This is a genomic window from Duganella aquatilis (assembly GCF_009674565.1).
GTDB classification, from domain to species: Bacteria; Pseudomonadota; Gammaproteobacteria; order Burkholderiales; family Burkholderiaceae_D; genus Rugamonas; species Rugamonas aquatilis.
Genome location: NZ_WKJL01000001.1, coordinates 905,369 through 923,754 on the forward strand (window position 1 = coordinate 905,369; position 18,386 = coordinate 923,754).

At 63.5% G+C, this 18,386-nt stretch carries 16 protein-coding genes; 14 read left to right on the plus strand and 2 right to left on the minus strand.

The window, feature by feature from the left end; all coding sequences use genetic code 11:
- Positions 1-170: 170 nt before the first annotated feature.
- Positions 171-3,224 (minus strand): Rne/Rng family ribonuclease, encoded by a 3,054-nt coding sequence (locus tag GJ698_RS04205; protein WP_154356296.1) that lies wholly within the window; start codon positions 3,222-3,224, stop codon positions 171-173.
- A gap of 667 nt (positions 3,225-3,891) precedes the next feature.
- On the opposite strand from GJ698_RS04205, the gene GJ698_RS04210 reads away from it, so the two are divergent.
- Genes GJ698_RS04210 through GJ698_RS04225 form a run of 4 tightly spaced genes read left to right on the plus strand, consistent with a single transcriptional unit; the run spans position 3,892 to position 6,948 of the window.
- Positions 3,892-4,872 (plus strand): RluA family pseudouridine synthase, encoded by a 981-nt coding sequence (locus tag GJ698_RS04210; protein WP_154356297.1) that lies wholly within the window; start codon positions 3,892-3,894, stop codon positions 4,870-4,872.
- Between the two features lie 11 nt (positions 4,873-4,883).
- Complete coding sequence (locus tag GJ698_RS04215) at positions 4,884-5,543, plus strand: HAD-IIIA family hydrolase (RefSeq protein ID WP_154356298.1); 660 nt, start codon at positions 4,884-4,886, stop codon at positions 5,541-5,543.
- A 1-nt stretch (position 5,544) separates the two neighbouring features.
- Positions 5,545-5,910, plus strand: a complete 366-nt coding sequence (locus GJ698_RS04220) for a Rieske (2Fe-2S) protein (RefSeq protein ID WP_154356299.1) — start codon at positions 5,545-5,547, stop codon at positions 5,908-5,910.
- A 21-nt stretch (positions 5,911-5,931) separates the two neighbouring features.
- A complete protein-coding gene (locus GJ698_RS04225) occupies positions 5,932-6,948 on the plus strand; it encodes a S49 family peptidase (protein WP_154356300.1) in 1,017 nt (338 codons plus the stop codon).
- A gap of 172 nt (positions 6,949-7,120) precedes the next feature.
- Here the strand turns inward: GJ698_RS04225 and GJ698_RS04230 are convergent, their stop codons facing one another.
- Positions 7,121-7,408, minus strand: a complete 288-nt coding sequence (locus GJ698_RS04230) for a hypothetical protein (protein ID WP_229259816.1) — start codon at positions 7,406-7,408, stop codon at positions 7,121-7,123.
- Between the two features lie 123 nt (positions 7,409-7,531).
- On the opposite strand from GJ698_RS04230, the gene GJ698_RS04235 reads away from it, so the two are divergent.
- The 10 genes from GJ698_RS04235 (at position 7,532) to motD (ending at position 18,378) form a co-directional block, all read left to right on the plus strand.
- Positions 7,532-8,248, plus strand: coding sequence for a pseudouridine synthase (locus tag GJ698_RS04235; RefSeq protein WP_154356301.1), 717 nt, complete (start codon positions 7,532-7,534; stop codon positions 8,246-8,248).
- A complete protein-coding gene (locus GJ698_RS04240; protein WP_154356302.1) occupies positions 8,245-9,222 on the plus strand; it encodes a fumarylacetoacetate hydrolase family protein in 978 nt (325 codons plus the stop codon). Before GJ698_RS04235 ends, GJ698_RS04240 begins: the two co-directional genes overlap by 4 nt.
- A 117-nt stretch (positions 9,223-9,339) precedes the next feature.
- Entirely contained in the window at positions 9,340-10,530 is a 1,191-nt protein-coding gene (gene flhB, locus GJ698_RS04245) for a flagellar biosynthesis protein FlhB (RefSeq protein WP_154356303.1), read from the plus strand.
- Entirely contained in the window at positions 10,527-12,653 is a 2,127-nt protein-coding gene (flhA, locus tag GJ698_RS04250) for a flagellar biosynthesis protein FlhA (RefSeq protein WP_154356304.1), read from the plus strand. The genes flhB and flhA overlap by 4 nt, the downstream gene beginning before the upstream one ends.
- Positions 12,654-12,702: 49 nt before the next feature.
- The gene (locus GJ698_RS04255; RefSeq protein ID WP_154356305.1) at positions 12,703-13,716 is read left to right on the plus strand and encodes a DUF4351 domain-containing protein; all 1,014 of its coding nucleotides are present in this window, start codon (positions 12,703-12,705) and stop codon (positions 13,714-13,716) included.
- A gap of 129 nt (positions 13,717-13,845) precedes the next feature.
- A complete protein-coding gene (flhF, locus tag GJ698_RS04260; protein WP_154356306.1) occupies positions 13,846-15,306 on the plus strand; it encodes a flagellar biosynthesis GTPase FlhF in 1,461 nt (486 codons plus the stop codon).
- The gene (locus GJ698_RS04265) at positions 15,299-16,123 is read left to right on the plus strand and encodes a MinD/ParA family ATP-binding protein (RefSeq protein ID WP_154356307.1); all 825 of its coding nucleotides are present in this window, start codon (positions 15,299-15,301) and stop codon (positions 16,121-16,123) included. The genes flhF and GJ698_RS04265 overlap by 8 nt, the downstream gene beginning before the upstream one ends.
- Positions 16,124-16,143: 20 nt before the next feature.
- Positions 16,144-16,875, plus strand: a complete 732-nt coding sequence (locus GJ698_RS04270; protein ID WP_154356308.1) for an RNA polymerase sigma factor FliA — start codon at positions 16,144-16,146, stop codon at positions 16,873-16,875.
- Positions 16,857-17,603, plus strand: coding sequence for a flagellar motor protein (locus GJ698_RS04275; protein WP_154356309.1), 747 nt, complete (start codon positions 16,857-16,859; stop codon positions 17,601-17,603). Before GJ698_RS04270 ends, GJ698_RS04275 begins: the two co-directional genes overlap by 19 nt.
- A 1-nt stretch (position 17,604) precedes the next feature.
- Positions 17,605-18,378 (plus strand): flagellar motor protein MotD, encoded by a 774-nt coding sequence (gene motD / locus GJ698_RS04280; protein WP_154356310.1) that lies wholly within the window; start codon positions 17,605-17,607, stop codon positions 18,376-18,378.
- Positions 18,379-18,386 lie beyond the last annotated feature (8 nt).

The window sequence follows — 18,386 nt, forward strand, 5'->3', positions numbered from 1 at the left end:
GTGGTGCAATGTTGCCGTTTTTGAAAAGGGGCGCACATCCTCATGTACGCAGCCGGGTACGATACCACGAGCGCGCGCTTCCCGTACTGCCCTGAAGTGAGAAGCCTGCTCCGTCCTGTCCAAAGTAAAAAAGGGAAGCCGAAGCTTCCCTTTTTACTCAGCGAAGTTGATTAACGACGCGTATCGACTTGCACCAACGGTTCGTCATTTTGCGGCGGCAGCGGCTTGCGTTCGCGCGGTACGCGGACCGGCGGTGCGACCTGGGCGGCGGCTTCCTGCGCAGCGCGCAGTTTGGCCGGGTCGGTGGCGGCCAGCGTCAGACCGGCGGAGCCGAGAACGGCTTGCAGGTCGACCGGCGCTGCCGGGGCCGGCGCAGGTGCTGCTACTGGTGCTGGTGCTGGTGCTGGTGCGGCCACGACTGGCGCAGGGACTGGAGCCGGTGCCGGTGCCGGTGCGGCAGCGACCGGAGCTGGTTCTGCAACCACTGGCTCGGCAGCCACGACAGGCGCTTCCACTGCGGCTGGCGCTTCCACCTCGGCGACGGCTGCCGGAGCGGCTTCCACGACCGGCGCTGGGGCTGGTGCGGCTTCCACGACCGGGGCGGCCACTTCCACTGGCGCTTCCGCCGCTGGTGCAGGTGCTGCAACGGTTTCGGCAACGGCTGCTTCCACCGGAGCGGCGGCCACTGGCGCGGCTTCCACCGATGCTGGCGCTGCCACGGCTACTGGAGCGGCTTCCACTGCCGGCGCGGCTGGTGCTGCTTCGACCACTGCTGCGGCTTCGGCGACCACTGGCGCTGGCGCCGGTGCTGCCGGTGCAGGCGCTGGTTCGGCGACTGCGGCTGCCACGGCGGCGTCGGCCACTGGCGTGAAGCTCAGTTCGGCCTGTTCGCCAGCTTCTTCAGCCGTTGCTTCCTGGCCTTCTTCGCGTTCACGGCGGTTGCGGTTACGACCGCCACGACGACGACGACGGCGTGGCTCATCGCCTTCGCCTGCCACGTCGTTTTCTTCACCCTCAGGACCGGCGCTCGGCGCGGTTTTCAGGATGCTGGCGGCGGCGTCGGTCACCGGACCGGTGGCTGGAACGCCGGCGTTCAGTGCCAGTTCTTCCACTTTGGCTTCGACTGGCGCTTTTTCACCGCGCGGCTCGCGTGGTGGACGTGGCGGACGCTCGGCGCGTTCCGGACGCTCGGCACGTTCGCGGCCCTGGCCTTCGGCGGCCGCTTCGCGTGGCTCGCGGCCCTCGCGCGGTTCACGCGGCTCGCGTGCTTCGCGTGGCGGACGCGGCTGGCGTGGCGGACGGCCGTTGGCGTCGGCTGCCTTGGCTTCTTCCTGGCCTGGACGGGCTGCGCCCGGTTCTTTCTCTTCGCGCTCGCCGCGGCCACCTTTGCCGTTGCGGTTGCGGCCACGCGGGCCGCGGGCGTTGCGGTCGCCGCGGTCAGTGGTGGCTGGCGCCTTGACCACGATGGTCGGCTGCTGCGGCAGGGCCGGAGCGGCCGGTGCGCCGGTGAAGAAGCTGACCAGCTTGGCGAAGAAGCCTTGCGGAGCCGGCGTAGGGGCCGGGGCCGGCGCTGGCTTGATGACGGTTTCGGTCGGCTTGCGCTCGACCAGCGGCGCCGGCTGATCAGGGGTGATGGTCTTGACCATGGCTTCCTGGCGCGGCTTGGCTTCTTCCTTCTGGCGCTTGCTGTAGGCCATGTCGGTTTCGGCCTGCTCGGCCAGCGAGTAGCTGGCGGCGCTGTCTTCCAGGCGCGGATCGTCGTGCTTGATGCGCTCCAGCTTGTAGTGCGGCGTTTCCAGGTGCTTGTTCGGCACCAGGATCACGTTGATGCGGTGGCGCGTTTCGATCTTCAGCACTTCGCTGCGTTTTTCGTTCAGCAGGAAAGCGGCGACGTCCACCGGCACTTGCACGTGGATGGTGGCCGAGTTTTCCTTCATCGCCTCTTCCTGGATGATGCGCAGGACTTGCAGGGCCGACGATTCGGTGTCGCGGATATGGCCGGTGCCGGAGCAGCGCGGGCAGGCTACGTGCGAACCTTCCGACAGCGACGGACGCAGGCGCTGGCGCGACAGTTCCATCAGGCCGAAGCGGGAAATCTTGCCCATCTGGACGCGGGCGCGGTCGTGGTGCAGCGCGTCTTTCAGGCGCTGTTCCACTTCACGCTGGTTCTTGGCCACCTCCATGTCGATGAAGTCGATCACGATCAGGCCGCCCAGGTCGCGCAGGCGCAGCTGGCGGGCCACTTCTTCAGCGGCTTCGCAGTTGGTGTGGAAGGCGGTGGTTTCGATGTCGGAACCGCGGGTGGCGCGGGCCGAGTTGACGTCGACCGAGACCAGGGCTTCGGTGTGGTCGATGACGATGGCGCCGCCCGATGGCAGCGGCACGGTGCGGCTGTAGGCGGTTTCGATCTGGTGTTCGATCTGGAAGCGCGAGAACAGCGGCACGTCGTCGCTGTAACGTTTGACACGGTGCACCATGTCGGGCATCACGTGGCTCATGAACTGGTGCGCCTGCTCGTAGATCTCGTCGGTATCGATCAGGATCTCGCCGATATCCGGCTGGAAGTAGTCGCGGATCGCGCGGATCACCAGCGACGATTCCTGGTAGATCAGGAACGCGCCGGAGGCCGACTTGCCGGCGCCTTCGATCGCGCGCCACAGTTGCATCAGGTAGTTCAAGTCCCACTGCAGTTCATCGACGTTGCGGCCGATGCCGGCGGTGCGGGCAATCACCGACATGCCTGGCGGCAGGTCCAGCTTGTCCATGGTTTCGCGCAGTTCCTGGCGCTCTTCGCCTTCGACACGGCGGGAAACGCCGCCGCCGCGCGGGTTGTTCGGCATCAGCACCAGGTAACGGCCGGCCAGCGAGACGAAGGAGGTCAGGGCGGCGCCTTTGTTGCCGCGCTCTTCCTTTTCCACCTGGACCATGATTTCCTGGCCTTCGCGCAGCGCTTCCTTGACGGAGGCGTTACGCACGTCCACACCTTCTTTGAAGTAAGTGCGGGCTACTTCCTTGAATGGGAGGAAACCGTGGCGATCTTCGCCATAGCTGACGAAGCAGGCTTCCAGCGACGGTTCGATGCGGGTGATCACGCCTTTGTAGATATTGGACTTGCGCTGTTCGCGTCCGGCGGTCTCGATGTCGATATCGATCAGTTTCTGACCGTCGACAATCGCTACGCGCAGCTCTTCTTGCTGCGTAGCGTTAAATAACATGCGTTTCATTTTTATTAACTCCGCGACCCTTGGGCCATCTATGCTGTCCGGTTTCTTAGGTCCGGTCCAGCAAGCTACAGGGATATACGCGAGAATCGGAGTGATTGCGGTGGGTATGCCCATCCTGTGCGGCCGCACGGAGCGGCCACAACTGGGCGCATGAGGTTGATCGACATGCCGAGTGCTCGCTTCATCAGTCCTTCTCCATGCGGCCCCAACGGACGGCAGAAAAGAACAGACGGAGAGCAGCGTCTAAATGACCAGATCTCGACCATGCTTCATACTACAAGTGTTGCAACTTCGGTAACCAGGCTGGTTTCAGCCTTCCGTCGAGCTCGCAGTAAAGCATAGGGTCTGGCGAAAACGGCAAGCGTTATCAACTACTCATCAACCGGCCAGCCCGCGTGAGCTGGCTGACCGGACTTTATCCTTATATCCAATCAATCTTCTTCAGCACCCCTGTCGCCATCCGATTACAACGACGGTGCAACCCTGAGTCAGGCAGGGGTGGTGCGTATACATTTTTTCCTCTGAATTTGCAATTTGGCGAGGCCAGTGGAGACGCCCCTGTGTAAAATGTGCTTTTATTCTTACACTTGCCGCAGTACGAACCGCAGCGAAACAATTATATATTCAAAATGAAGGACTTAGAGAGATTTCTGGGAAGACAGACTAAATGAAGATGCAAAAAGATGTTGTTCCCGCTTCAACGTCCGCCCCGCTGCAAGCCCAATTCGTCACCATCACTGAAGAAGAAGCCGGTCAACGGATCGATAACTACCTGTTGCGCGTTTGCAAAGGCGTGCCGAAAAGCCACGTTTATCGCATCCTGCGCTCGGGAGAAGTGCGCGTTAATAAAGGTCGCATCGACCAATTGTACCGCCTGGTACAAGGCGATGTGGTGCGGATTCCGCCCATCCGCCTGGCGGAAAAACCGGACAATCACGTCCCGGCCGCCGAATTCAAGATCATTTTCGAGGACAGCCACCTGCTGGTGATCGACAAGCCGGCCGGCGTGGCCGTGCACGGCGGTTCCGGCGTGTCGTTCGGCGTCATCGAGCAGTTGCGCGCCTCGCGTCCGGACGCCAAGTTCCTGGAACTGGTGCACCGGCTGGACCGCGAAACCTCCGGCCTGTTGTTGCTGGCAAAGAAACGCACGGCCCTGACCAGCCTGCACGAGCAGATGCGCGACGGCCTGACCGACAAGCGCTACCTGACCATGGTGGCCGGCGACTGGAAGAACGCGCGCCAGCACATCAAGCTGGCGTTGCACAAGTACACCACCGCCGACGGCGAACGCCGCGTTTCGGTGTCCGAAGACGGCATGGCCTCGCACACGATTTTCTCGCTATTGAAGAAATTCGACGGCTTTGCCCTGCTGGAAGCAGAACTGAAGACCGGTCGCACCCACCAGATCCGCGTTCATCTGTCATCGTCCGGCTTTCCCATCCTGGGCGACGACAAATACGGCGATTTTCCATTGAATAAGGCGCTGCAAAAAGCCACCGACACGCGCGGCGCGCTGAAACGCATGTTCCTGCACGCGCATCAAATTACGTTTACCCATCCCGAATCGGGCAAAAACATGACGCTCAATGCGCCATTGGCCGCCGAATGTGAGCGATTCTTGGTAAGCTTGGGCAAACCTCTTAATTAATCGCAAACACAATGGCAAGAAAGCAATTTGATCTGATCGTCTTCGATTGGGACGGCACCTTGATGGATTCCACGTCCACCATCGTGAAATGCATCCAGGCGGCGGCGCGCGACCTGTCGCTGCCGGTGCCGCGCGACGAGATTGCGGCCCATGTGATCGGCCTGGGCCTGCACGAAGCCATGCAGGCGGTATTGCCGGACATCGATCCGGCCTTCTACCCGCGCATGGTGGAGCGCTACCGCTACCATTTCCTCTCGCGCGACCACGAAATCAGCCTGTTCCCCGGCGTGCACGACATGCTGGAAGACTTGTCGCAGAACGGCTATTTCCTGGCGGTCGCCACCGGCAAAAGTCGGGTCGGCCTGAACCGCGCCATGAATGACGTCAAGGTGCTGTCGCTGTTCGACGCCACCCGTTGCGCCGACGAAACCTTCTCCAAACCGCATCCGGCCATGTTGCAGGAATTAACGCGGGAATTGGGGCAGGATATGCGCCGTACCGTGATGATCGGCGATACCACGCACGATTTGCTGATGGCCAACAACGCTGGCGCGGCCGGCATCGCAGTCGAATACGGCGCCCATCCGGTCGACCAGCTGAGCGCCTGCAAGCCGCTGTTTTCGGCCAGGACGGTGGCCGAGCTGCACCAATGGCTGAGCGAGCACGCATAATATGGACGACATTCTGATCTGCGCTTCGGACGCCATCGAGGACGGTGGCAAGGGCATCCGCTTCCCGCTGACCGCCGGCGGCGACGACGCCACCGGCTTCGTGGTGCGCCACGGCGGCAAGGCCTACGCCTACCTGAACCGCTGCGCCCACGTGCCGATCGAGCTGGACTGGGCCGAGGGCGAGTTCTTCGAGTCGAGCAAGCTGTACATCATGTGTTCGACGCACGGCGCCGTCTACGTGCCGGAAACCGGCCAGTGCGCGGGCGGTCCGTGCCGCGGCGGCCGGCTGCGCCCGATCAGCGTGGTCGAGCATGACCAGCAGATTTTCTGGCAGCCGGACGACTATGTGCGCCCGGCGCGCGCTTGATTAACACCACCAAAGCAATCCATGAGCGACAACATCGATCCGAGCAGCACCCCAACACCAGCGCCGAACCCGCAGCCGGCCAAGCCGGCCGTCAACGCCTCCAACTGGGAGCGCGAGGTGCTGGAAAAACTGGTGTTCGCCACGCTGAAAGAGCAGAAGGCGGCGCGCCGCTGGGGCATCTTCTTCAAGGCGCTGACCTTGCTGGTGATCGTGTTCGCGCTGAGCGCCTATTTCGATTTCAGCTGGACCGGCTCGGACAGCGAAACGCTGGGCCGCCACACGGCGCTGATCGAGGTCGAGGGCGCCATCGAGTCCGAAGGCAGCGGCTCGGCGGCGGTGGTGATTCCGGCGCTGAACAAGGCGTTCTCCGATAGCGGCTCGGTGGCGGTGGTGTTGCACATTAACAGCCCGGGCGGCAGCCCGGTACAGGCAGGCATGATCGTCGACGAGATGGTGCGCCTGCGCAAAGGCTATCCGGGCAAGCCGCTGTACGTGGTGGTGGACGAGATCTGCGCATCCGGCTGCTACTACATCGCGGCTGGCGCCGACCGCATCTATGTCAACAAGGCCAGCATCATCGGTTCGATCGGCGTGCTGATGGACGGTTTCGGCTTTACTGGCGCGATGGAAAAACTGGGCGTCGAGCGCCGCCTGCTGACCGCCGGCGAGAACAAGGGCTTCATGGACCCGTTCAGCCCGCTGACCGAGAAGCACAAGCAGCACGCACAGGCGATGCTGGGCGAAATCCACGAGCAGTTCATCCAGGTGGTGCGCAACGGTCGCGGCAAGCGCCTGAAGGAAACGCCGGAAATGTTCTCCGGCCTGTTCTGGACCGGCGCCAGGTCGATCGACATGGGCCTGGCCGACGCCTACGGCACCGTCGACACGGTGGCGCGCGACGTGGTCAAGGCCGAGGATATCGTCGACTACACCCAGCATGAAGGCCTGCCGGAACGCGTGCTGAAGAAATTCGGCGCGGCCATGGGCGCCGGCGCGATGAAGTCGGCGGTGGACACTGTACGGCCGAGCCTGCATTAGCCTGGGTGGGCGCATGACTGGCGCGGCGATTAACATTAGCAATACAGCCTTCTTTTCGCTTGCATATCCGGAGTAGTGAACTATAGTGGTGTTGTAGTTCTTTCCAAGGGGGGCCGATATAAACAGTTTAGCTTGTTGTCAGCACGTTCTTGATTCAGTCTGATTGATGGAACTACTCCACCGCATCATCGATGCGGCTCAGAGAGAATTTCGATTCCTCGTTCAAGTCCCCGTGTGGGACTGAAAACAGCGGCTCCGTGCCGCTGTTTTCTATTGCGCACGCATCTTGTGCGAAGCCGCCGGCGTCCAGCCAGGCCAGGAACAGCGTCTGCTGGTAGCCGTGCCATAGCGCCTGGGCGCTGGCGAAGGTGGTGGGGCCGTGGCTGCAGCGTTGCAGCAGCAGGGCGGTACGGTGGGTGGCGGCCTGGGCTTGCGCCGCTGGGTTGGCGATATAAGTCATAGAATGTCCTGCTGAGATTCCGATGAGCAGTAGGGAAATTCCTAATGCAGTTTCAGTGTATCAATAGAATTCGGGTGCGGCTTGATATGTATCAAGGATGCAGACTCCTGTAAAATCGCGGCCATGAGTAAATTATCCTTTGACCGCATCCTGCAATCGCAGGGCTACGGCACCCGCAAATACTGCCGCTCGCTGATTGAAGATGGTGAAGTCACCATCAACGGCGTGGTACACGACAACTACAAAGAGCTGATCGAAACCGACGGCCTGGTCTTCAACCTGTTCGACGAGGACGTGGTGTACCGCGAACACGTCTACATCGCGTTGTTCAAGCCGCAGAACTACGAGTGCTCGCGCAAGCCCAGCCACCATCCGGGCGTGCTGACCCTGCTGCCGGAAGAGCTGACCTGGCGCGACGTGCAGCCGGTCGGCCGGCTCGACCACGACACCACCGGCATGCTGCTGATGTCCGACGATGGCGCCTTTATCCATGCCCAATCGTCGCCGAAGCGCCATGTGCCGAAAATTTACCAGGCCACCACGGCGGAGCCGGTCACCGACGAGCTGATCGCGCAACTGCTGGCCGGCGTGCAGCTGCACGACGAACCGGCGCCGCTGGCGGCGCAGACCTGCATCAAGCGCGGCGAGCACCAGCTGGAAATCGTGCTGGAGCAGGGCAAGTACCACCAGGTCAAGCGCATGCTGGCGGCCGCCGGCAACCATTGCTCGGCGCTGCACCGCTCGGCCATCGGCGGCCTGGAGCTGGCTTCGCTGGAGATCGAGGAAGGCGACTGGTGCTACCTCACCGCTGAACAACTCGCGCTGCTTGCCCCCGCATGAAACTCGCCACCCTCAAGGACGGCACCCGCGACGGCCAGCTGATGGTGGTGTCGCGCGACCTGAAAAGTGCCCAGCTGGCCGATGGCGTGGCCCGCACGCTGCAACGCGCGCTCGATGACTGGACCTTCATCTCCCCGCAACTTGACGCCATCTACCAGGAACTGAACCGGGGCGGCGCTCGTCGCCGCTTCGATTTCGAGCCCAGGAACTGCATGGCGCCGCTGCCGCGCGCGTTCCAGTGGGCGGACGGTTCGGCCTACGTCAACCACGTCGAGCTGGTGCGCAAGGCCCGCGGCGCCGAGCTGCCGGCCTCGTTCTGGGAAGAGCCGCTGATGTACCAGGGCGGCAGCGACGATTTCCTCGGCCCGAGCGACGACATCGTGCTGGCGCACGAGGAGTGGGGCATCGATTTCGAGGCAGAAGTGGCCGTGATCACCGACGATGTGCCCATGGGCGCGACCGCCGACCAGTCGCTGCAGCGCATCCGCCTGGTCATGCTGGCCAACGACGTCTCGCTGCGCAACCTGATTCCGGATGAGCTGGCCAAGGGCTTCGGCTTCGTGCAATCCAAGCCGGCCACCAGCTTTTCGCCGGTGGCGGTCACGCCGGACGAGCTCGGCGACGCCTGGAAGGGCGGCAAGGTGCACCTGCCATTGTTGTCGACCTGGAACGACAAGCTGGTCGGCAAGCCGCATGCCGGCGTCGACATGGTGTTCAATTTCCCGCAGCTGATCGCCCACCTGGCCAAGTCGCGCAATGTGCGTGCCGGGTCCATCATCGGCTCCGGCACGGTGTCCAACAAGGACGCCAAGCGCGGCTATTCCTGCATCGCCGAGCAGCGCTGCCTGGAAATGATCGCCGGCGGCGCGCCGCTGACGCCGTTCATGGCGTTTGGCGACACCATCCGCATCGAAATGCTGGACGACGGCAAGTCCGTGTTCGGCGCCATCGAGCAAACCGTCCAACAACGCTGAGTTTCCGTATGGAATCGTGGATATGGCGGTGAAAACCCGCCGTATTCCACCGATGCCCCGTTGCTGCCGCCATCGATAATGGCACCATCAGATTAATCCTGGCAGCAGGCAGACCCCATGGCAGACGACAGCGACGCAGAAAAGACCGAACCCGCGTCAGCGAAGCGCCTCGAGCAGGCGCGTGAAGAAGGCGACGTTCCCCGATCGCGGGAAGTGGCGACGTTTACCGTGCTGATGGCGGCTGGCGCCGGCTTGTGGATGACCGGCGACGGCCTGGTCGGCCAGCTGGAGTCGGCGCTGGTGTCCGGCCTGGCGATGGACCAGGAGCAGATTTTCAATGCCGACGTGCTGTTCCACCGCATCGGCGTCGACGTGGTGCGCGTGATGCTGGTCTGTCTGCCGCTGGGCGTGGCGGTGATGGTGGTGGCGCTGGCGTCGCCGCTGCTGGTCGGCGGCTGGCTGTTCAGCAGCAAGGTGTTCACGCCGAATTTCAACAAGCTCAATCCCATCAGCGGCCTGACCAACATGATTTCCAAGAACGCCCTGGTCGAGCTGCTCAAGGCGATTTTGAAAACGGTGGTGGTCGGCTTCGTCACCTGGATGGTGGTGCTGAAGTACAAGGACGCGGTGATCGGCCTGTCGGTCGAGCCGCTGCGGATGGGCATCGGCCACATGGTCAACATGCTGGCCAGCAGCTTTCTGTTCATCGTCGGCGCGCTGGGCCTGATCGCCGGCATCGACGGCCCCTACCAGATGTGGCACTACGCCAACAAGCTGAAGATGACGCGCCAGGAGCTGATCCAGGAATCCAAGGAATCCGACGGCAACCCGCAAATCAAGGGCAAGATCCGCCAGCTGCAGCGCGAGATGGCCAAGCGCCGCATGATGGCCGACGTGCCGACCGCCGACGTCATTGTCACCAATCCGACCCACTACGCGGTGGCGCTGAAATACAGCAGCGACATGCGTGGCGCACCGAAGGTGGTGGCCAAGGGCACCGACGAGGTGGCGGCCAAGATCCGCGAAATCGGCAAGGAAAACAAGGTGGCGATCATGGAAGCGCCGGCACTGGCGCGGGCGCTGCACAAGCATACCGAGATCGGCGACGAGATTCCCGAGCAGCTGTATGCGGCGGTGGCCGAAGTGCTGGCCTATGTGTTCCAGCTGCGCGTGTTCAACCGCGGCGGCGGCAACCGTCCGGAAGAACCGAAGAAACTCGATGTGCCGCCGACCATGGACCCGCTGGACCCGGCCTTCATCCCCAAAAACGGCAAGAAACCAGATTTGAATAACGGAGCACCTGTATGAACGCCCTCAGCAACGTGAAGCTGCCGCCATGGCTGCAAGGCCTGGCCAATTCGAAGAACAAGGGCAGCGTGGCGGCGCCGATCCTGATCGTCATGCTGCTGGCGATGATGATCCTGCCGTTGCCGGCGTTTGTGCTGGATATGTTCTTCAGCTTTAACATCGCGCTGTCGGTGATTGTGCTGCTGACCTCGCTGTACACGGTGAAGCCGCTCGATTTCATGTCGTTCCCGACCATCCTGCTGGTGTCGACCATGCTGCGGCTGTCGCTGAACGTGGCGTCGACCCGCGTGGTGCTGACCGAGGGCCACACCGGCGCCGACGCGGCCGGCAAGGTGATCGAGGCCTTCGGCCACTTTCTGATCGGCGGTAACTACACGGTCGGTATCGTGGTGTTCGTGATTTTGACCATCATTAACTTTGTGGTCGTGACCAAGGGCGCGGGCCGTATCGCCGAGGTGGGTGCGCGTTTCGCCCTGGATGCGATGCCGGGCAAGCAGATGGCGATCGACGCCGACCTGAACGCCGGCCTGATCGGCGAAGCCGACGCCAAGAAGCGCCGTAGCGAAGTATCGATGGAAGCCGAATTCTACGGCGCCATGGATGGTGCGTCGAAGTACGTGCGCGGCGACGCCGTGGCCGGCATCCTGGTGACTGTGATTAACGTGGTCGGCGGCCTGCTGGTGGGGCTGATCCAGCACGACATGGTGTTTGCCGACGCGCTGAAAAACTACACGCTGCTGGCCATCGGTGACGGCCTGGTGGCGCAGATTCCTTCGCTGATCATTTCGATCGCGGCCGGTATCGTGGTGTCGCGGGTGGCCAGCGACAAGGACATCGGCTCGCAGCTGGTGGGTGAGCTGTTTGCCAAGCCGGAAGTGCTGTACATCACGGCTGGCATCATCGGCGGCCTGGGCCTGATTCCCGGCATGCCGAACCTGGTGTTTATCATGCTGGCCGGCGCGCTGGGCGGCTCGGCCTACATGATGACGAAGAAGAAGGTGCAGAAAGTGGCGGCCGATACGGCGGCGGCCGAAGCGGCGGCGCCGGCCGCCGCAGCGGCGGCGTCGGAGCAGGAAGAGGCGACCTGGCAGGACATCATGCCGGTCGATACGCTGGGCCTGGAAGTGGGCTACCGCCTGATTCCGCTGGTGGACAAGACGCAGGGCGGCGAGCTGCTCAAGCGCATCAAGGGCATCCGCAAGAAGTTCGCGCAGGAGGTGGGCTTCCTGGCGCCGCCGGTGCACATCCGCGACAACCTGGAGCTGAAGCCTTCCGCTTACCGCATCGCGCTCAAGGGCGTGGAAGTGGGCACCGGCGAGGCCTTCAACGGCCAGTTCCTGGCCATCAACCCGGGCATGGCGACCGGCACCTTGCAGGGCATGGTCACCACCGATCCGGCCTTCGGCCTGCCGGCGGTGTGGATCGACGCCAGCCTGCGCGACCAGGCGCAGAGCCTGGGCTATACCGTGGTCGACGCCGGCACGGTGGTGGCGACCCACCTGAATCATCTGATCACCACGCACGCTTCGGAGCTGCTGGGCCGGTCCGAGGTGCAGTCGCTGCTGGATCACCTGGGCAAGGAATCGCCGAAGCTGGTGGAGGATCTGGTGCCGAAGATGGTGTCGATCTCGACCCTGCAGAAGGTGTTGCAGAACCTGCTGATGGAAGGCGTGCACATCCGCGATATGCGCACCATCATCGAGACCCTGGCCGAGCATGCGGTGCACACGCAGGATCCGGGCGACCTGACGGCGCTGGTGCGGATCGCACTGGGCCGGGCGATCGTGCAGCAGCTGTTCCCTGGCTCGGGCGAGCTGTCGGTGATGACGCTGGACAATCGCCTGGAACGCTTGCTGATGCAGGCGCTGGCGGCCAGCGGTCCGGACGGCGCCGGCATCGAGCCGGGCCTGGCCGATACCATTGCGCAGCAAGCCGCATCGGCGGCGCAGCAACAGGAAGCGCTGGGCCTGACGCCGGTGCTGCTGGTGCCGGGACCGTTGCGCGCGCTGCTGTCGCGCTTCCTGCGCCGCTCGCTGCCGCAGCTGAAGGTGCTGTCGCACGCCGAGATCCCGGAAAGCAAAACCATCCGCGTCACCGCGCTGGTGGGCCAGCAGCCGACCTGAGTTTGATCCAGGCCGTCACGCGCTGATGCAGGCAGCCTAGACTGCCTGCATGAACGACGACTACGACACGCCGTGGAAGGAAGTGGTCACCGACCACTTCCCCGAATTCATGGCCTTCTATTTCCCCTCCGCCCACGCAGCGATCGACTGGTCGCAGCCGCATGATTTCCTCGACCAGGAACTGTCGGCCTTGTCGCGCGACGCGGAGCTGGGCAAGCGGCTGGCGGACAAGCTGGTGCGCGTGCATCTGCATGATGGCGGCGAGCAGTGGGTGCTGGTGCATCTGGAAGTGCAGGGCTGGCGCGAGGTGGATTTCGCCGAGCGTATTTTTACCTATCATTATCGCGCGTATGACCGTTATCGTCGTCCGGTAGCCAGCATGGCGGTACTGGCCGACAGCGGCAAAGGCTGGCGGCCCACTTCGTTTGGGTACAGCCTGCTGGGCTGCGAATTGCGGCTGGACTTTCCGACGGTGAAGTTGCTGGATTATGCCGGGCAGATGGAGGTCTTGCTGATTGATCCGAATCCGTTCGCGCTGGTGACGGTCGCTCATCTGTTGACGCAGCAAACCAAACATCGTCCGCACCAGCGCCGTATCGCCAAATGGCGCTTGACCAAGCTACTGTATCAACGTGACTGGGATAAGCGGCGTATTATTAATTTACACAGGATGATCGATTGGCTGATGCGTTTGCCCAAGTCGCTTGATATGCGACTCAGGCATATTGTTTTGGAATTCGAAAGGAGGCGCGCGATGCCTTACATCACGTCATATGAGCGGATCGGCATGGAGATCGGCATGCAGAAAGGTTTGCAGGAAGGACGACAGAAAGGACTCCATGAAGGAAGGCAGGAAGGAAGGCAAGAAGGAAGACAAGAAGGAAGACAAGAAGGAAGACAAGAAGCGCGTGTGGAAATGCTGGCTGCATTATTAAGCAAGCGTTTCGGTCCGCTCGATCCGGTCGTGACGGACCGACTGGCGGCAGCGGATGTAGAGCAGCTTTCAGCCTGGGCGCTGAACTTCGTTGATGCGGGTTCGCTGGACGAGGTTTTCCGCGGCTGAAATGCGGCCCATTTCTGCCCCTGTTCATCAGATCGTTTCCAGAGTGCATCGTCAATAATGGAACCATTGGAGTTAAGGCGTCTCGCATGGAAGACGCACTGCTCAATCTGGTTCCCTTGAGAGACGGTCATGAACGTTAAAAAATTTACCGCACCGACTTCCCGCGAAGCGCTGCGCAAAGTCCGCGAATCCCTCGGCCCCGACGCCGTGATCCTGTCCAATCGCCAGTCCGACGGCGTGGTGGAAATCCTCGCGCTGGCTAATGACGATGCCGCCTCGCTGGCCATGCCAGCCCCTCATTCGCCGATGGCCGAACCAGCACCGTCGCTGGACCTGGGCGCGGTCACCGCCGTGCCGTCCACCGGCGGCCGCGTGGAACCACGTTTTGACGAAGAACCGCACCGCGCGCCGGTGATGGCCGCCATGCCGGCCAGCCTGCCGCCGCAGCCGCAACGCCGCGTGGTTGCCTCGCACTCGTCGCTGGCCACCAAGGTCGCCGCCGCCGCGCCGGCCCCAACGCCTGCCCCGGCGCCAGTCGCAGCGCAGCCGAAAGCCGCGCCAGCGATCGACGCCAGCCAGATCGCCGCCATGGTCAGCGCCGCCGTCGCCAGCGCCAAGGAAAACGCCGCCGCCGAAATGAGCGGCATGATGAATGAAATCCGCGCCATGCGCGGCATGATGGAAACCCAGCTGGCCGAACTGTCGTGGGGCGCGACCCAGGCGCGCGAACCGCAGAAGACCGCCGTGCTGCGCGAAATGCTGGCGGCCGGCTTCTCGGCCAGCCTGGCGCGCTACCTGATCGAAAAACTGCCGGCCGGCCGCGATGCCGCCGACAGCCTGCGCTGGATCAAGACCGTCCTCACGCGCAACCTGCAAACCATGGCCAACGAAGACGCGCTGATCGACCAGGGCGGCGTGTTCGCGCTGGTCGGCCCGACCGGCGTCGGCAAGACCACCAGCACCGCCAAGCTGGCCGCGCGCTGCGTGATGCGCCACGGCCCGGACAAGCTGGCCCTGATCACCACCGACGCCTACCGGATCGGCGCCCACGAACAACTGCGCATCTACGGCAAGATCCTCGGCGTGATGGTGCATTCGGTCAAGGACGAAGCCGACCTGCGCATCGCCCTGAAGGAACTGAAGAACAAGCATACCGTGCTGATCGACACCGTCGGCGTCAGCCAGCGCGACCAGATGGTCACCGAGCAGGTGTCGATGCTGCAAGGCGCCGGCGCCCACGTCAAGCGCGTGCTGTGCCTGAACGCCACCGCCACCCAGGAAACCCTGAGCGAAGTGGTGCGCGCCTACCAAGGCAGCGGCCTGGCCGGCTGCATCATGACCAAGCTGGACGAGGCGGCCGCCATCGGCAACGCGCTCGACGTCGTGATCCGGCACAAGCTCAACCTGTTCTACGTGTCGAACGGCCAGCGCGTGCCGGAAGACCTGCATCTGGCCGATCCGGCCTACCTGATCGACCGCGCGTTCAAATTGAAACGCGACATCGTCAACACCCAGTACCTGGATGCCGAACTGCCGCTGCTGATGAGCGGCGCCAACGACAACGCCATGCGCGAGGTGCACCTTGGCTAATTTCGATTTCGACCAGGCGGAGGGCCTGCGCCGCATGCTGGCCGGGGCGCAGCCCCGCATCGTCACCTTCCTGTCGGCCAACCCGCAGGACGACAAGGGCGCCATGCTGGTCAACCTGGGCGCCTCGCTGGCCCGGGCCGGCAACGACGTGCTGATCGTCGACGCCTGCGCCAGCGCCCACGGCGTGGCCTCGCGGCTCGGCGTCGACGGCGGCCACAGCCTGCTGAACGTGGCGCGCCAGGAGTGCGCGCTGAACCAGGTGATCCACGCCGTGCCGCAGGGCTTTTCGGTGGCCTCGATGACCCGCGGCGCGGCGCGCTCCGGTCCGGACGAGACGCGCCGCCTGGCCAAGGCCTTCGACGTGCTGGCCAAGCAGACCGGCATGGTGCTGGTCGACGGCGAGTTCGACGGCGAAGCGTTCCCGGTGCCGATCATGGCCAGCTCGGAAATCGTGGTACAAGTTTCCAATAGCGCTACCTCGATCAAGGCTGCGTACAGTATGATTAAGCGGCTGAACCAGGAACTGGGCCGGCGGCCGTTCGGAATTCTGGTCACCGGCGCCTCGGAAGACGAAGCCCGGGTGGTTTACGATAATATGGCACAGGCAGCAAGCCGATATCTGGCCGTCAATCTGGTGTCGATGGGCTCGGTGCCCGCGGATGAGTACCTGCAACGTGCGGCGCGCTTGGGGCGCGCGGTGGTCGATGCATTTCCGCTGGCCGGGGCTTCGGTGGCGTTTCGTCAACTGGCGGGGCGCTTCGCGCTGGCAGGCTCGCCTTCTTTCCGTGCGGGGAGCGGCAACCATTTCAGTGCTTAATTAATAAAAAAACTATTCGAATGTACACGGTAAAAGGGAAAGCGGACAAGGACACTTTGCTGACGGAGCATATGCCGTTGGTCAAGCGCCTGGCCCACCACATGAAGGCGAAACTGCCGCCCAGCGTCGAAGTCGACGATCTGGTGCAAGCCGGAATGATCGGCCTGCTCGACGCCATCAGCCGTTACGAAGAAACCCACGGTGCGCAATTCGAAACCTATGCGGTGCTGCGCATCCGCGGCGCCATGCTGGACGAACTGCGCAACAGCGACTGGCTGCCGCGTTCGCTGCGCCAGAACATGCGCAAGGTCGAAGCCGCCATGTCGACGCTGCAGCAGCGCCTGGGCCGGCCGCCGAGCGAATCGGAAGTGGCCAAGTCGCTCAAGCTGTCGCTGGCCGACTACCAGGAAATGCTGGGCGACGGCGGCGGCCACCAATTGGTGTACTACGAAGATTTCCACGACGACGACGGCAACGACAGCTTCCTCGACCGTTACGCCTCGGACGAGGACGCCGACCCGCTGCGCTCGCTGCTGGACGGCGACTTCCGCCAGGCCGTGATCGACGCCATCGACATGCTGCCCGAGCGCGAGAAGATGCTGATGGGGCTGTACTACGAAGAGGAGCTCAACTTGAAAGAAATCGGCGCCGTGATGGGAGTATCCGAATCGCGCGTATCGCAGTTGCATACGCAGGCTGTGGCGCGGCTGCGCGCCTCACTCCGGGAGCGGTCTTGGACTGGGCCAGCGTAGCCGGCGTCCTCCTGGCGCTGGCCGGCGTGATCGTCGGCCAGATGCTGGAGGGCGGCAAGGTCACTTCCTTGCTGCAACCGGCGGCGTTCGCGATTGTGGTGATCGGCACCTTTGGCGCCGTGCTGCTGCAAACCCGTTTCAAGACCTTTGTGCGCGGCCTGCGCATGCTGCGGCTGGTGTTCGCGCCGCCGCAGGACACCCGCGCCGCGCTGGCGCGCGAGATCAACGCCTGGAACCTGGCGGCGCGGCGCGACGGCCTGCTGTCGCTGGAGCGCTACATGCTGTCGTCCAAGGACCAGTTCAACGTCAAGGGCCTGCGCCTGATCGTCGACGGCATCGCGCCGGAAAAGCTGCGCCAGCTGCTCGACACCGAAATCACCGCTTATGAAACGGCCGAGCGCCAGGCGGTGCGCATCTGGGAATCGGCGGCCGGCTATTCGCCCACCATCGGCATCCTGGGCGCCGTGCTGGGCCTGATCCACGTGATGGAAAACCTGACCGACCCGAGCAAGCTGGGGGCCGGCATCGCGGTGGCGTTCGTCTCGACCATCTACGGCGTCGGCCTGGCCAACCTGTTCTTCTACCCGATCGCCAACAAGCTGAAAGCCATCGTCACGCAGGCGGTGCACCAGCAGGAGATCGCGGCGGCGGTGTTCTACGACATCGCCACCGGCGACCACACGCGCGTCATCGACGAGCGCATCGCCACGCTGATGCGGGAGCACTGACATGCAATACCGGCGCGCCCGCAGGAAATTCGACGACGAACCCGAGAACCATGAACGCTGGCTGATTTCCTACGCCGACTTCATCACGCTGCTGTTCGCCTTCTTTGTCGTCATGTATGCGATTTCGGCGGTCAACATCGGCAAGTACAAGATCTTTTCCGACGCCCTCGGCGACGCCTTCGGCGGCAAGGGCGCGGCCACGCCGATCAACACCCAGGTGCCGAACCTGCCGATACCGAACCCGGCGCTGAAGCGCCGCACCGAACTGCTGCGCAAGGAAAAAGAGCAGATGACCAAGCTGGCGCAGGACCTGTTGTCGACCATGGCGCCGCTGGTCAAGGAAGGCAAGGTGCGGGTCACGCAGAACAGCCGCGGCGTCAGCGTCGAGATCAACGCCTCGGTGCTGTTCGATCCGGGCGAGGCGCGCCTGATGCCGGAATCGGTGGAGGCGCTGCGCGCCGTCGCCAGCCTGCTCAAGGCCGACAGCCACAGCGTGCAGGTGGAAGGGCATACCGACAACCAGCCGATCGCCAATCCGCGTTATCCGTCCAACTGGGAGCTGTCGGCGGTGCGCGCCAGCAGCGTGGTGCGCCTGTTCATCGACGCCGGCGTGGCGCCGGAGCGGCTGACGGCGGTGGGCTTCAGCGCCAACCAGCCGGTGGCCGGCAACGACACGGCGCAAGGCCGCGCGCGCAATCGCCGCGTGGCGGTGACGATACTGTCGGGGATACCTGATCCTGCCACCGAACTGCCGACCGTGTTGCCGGCGCAGTAGCGATCAGC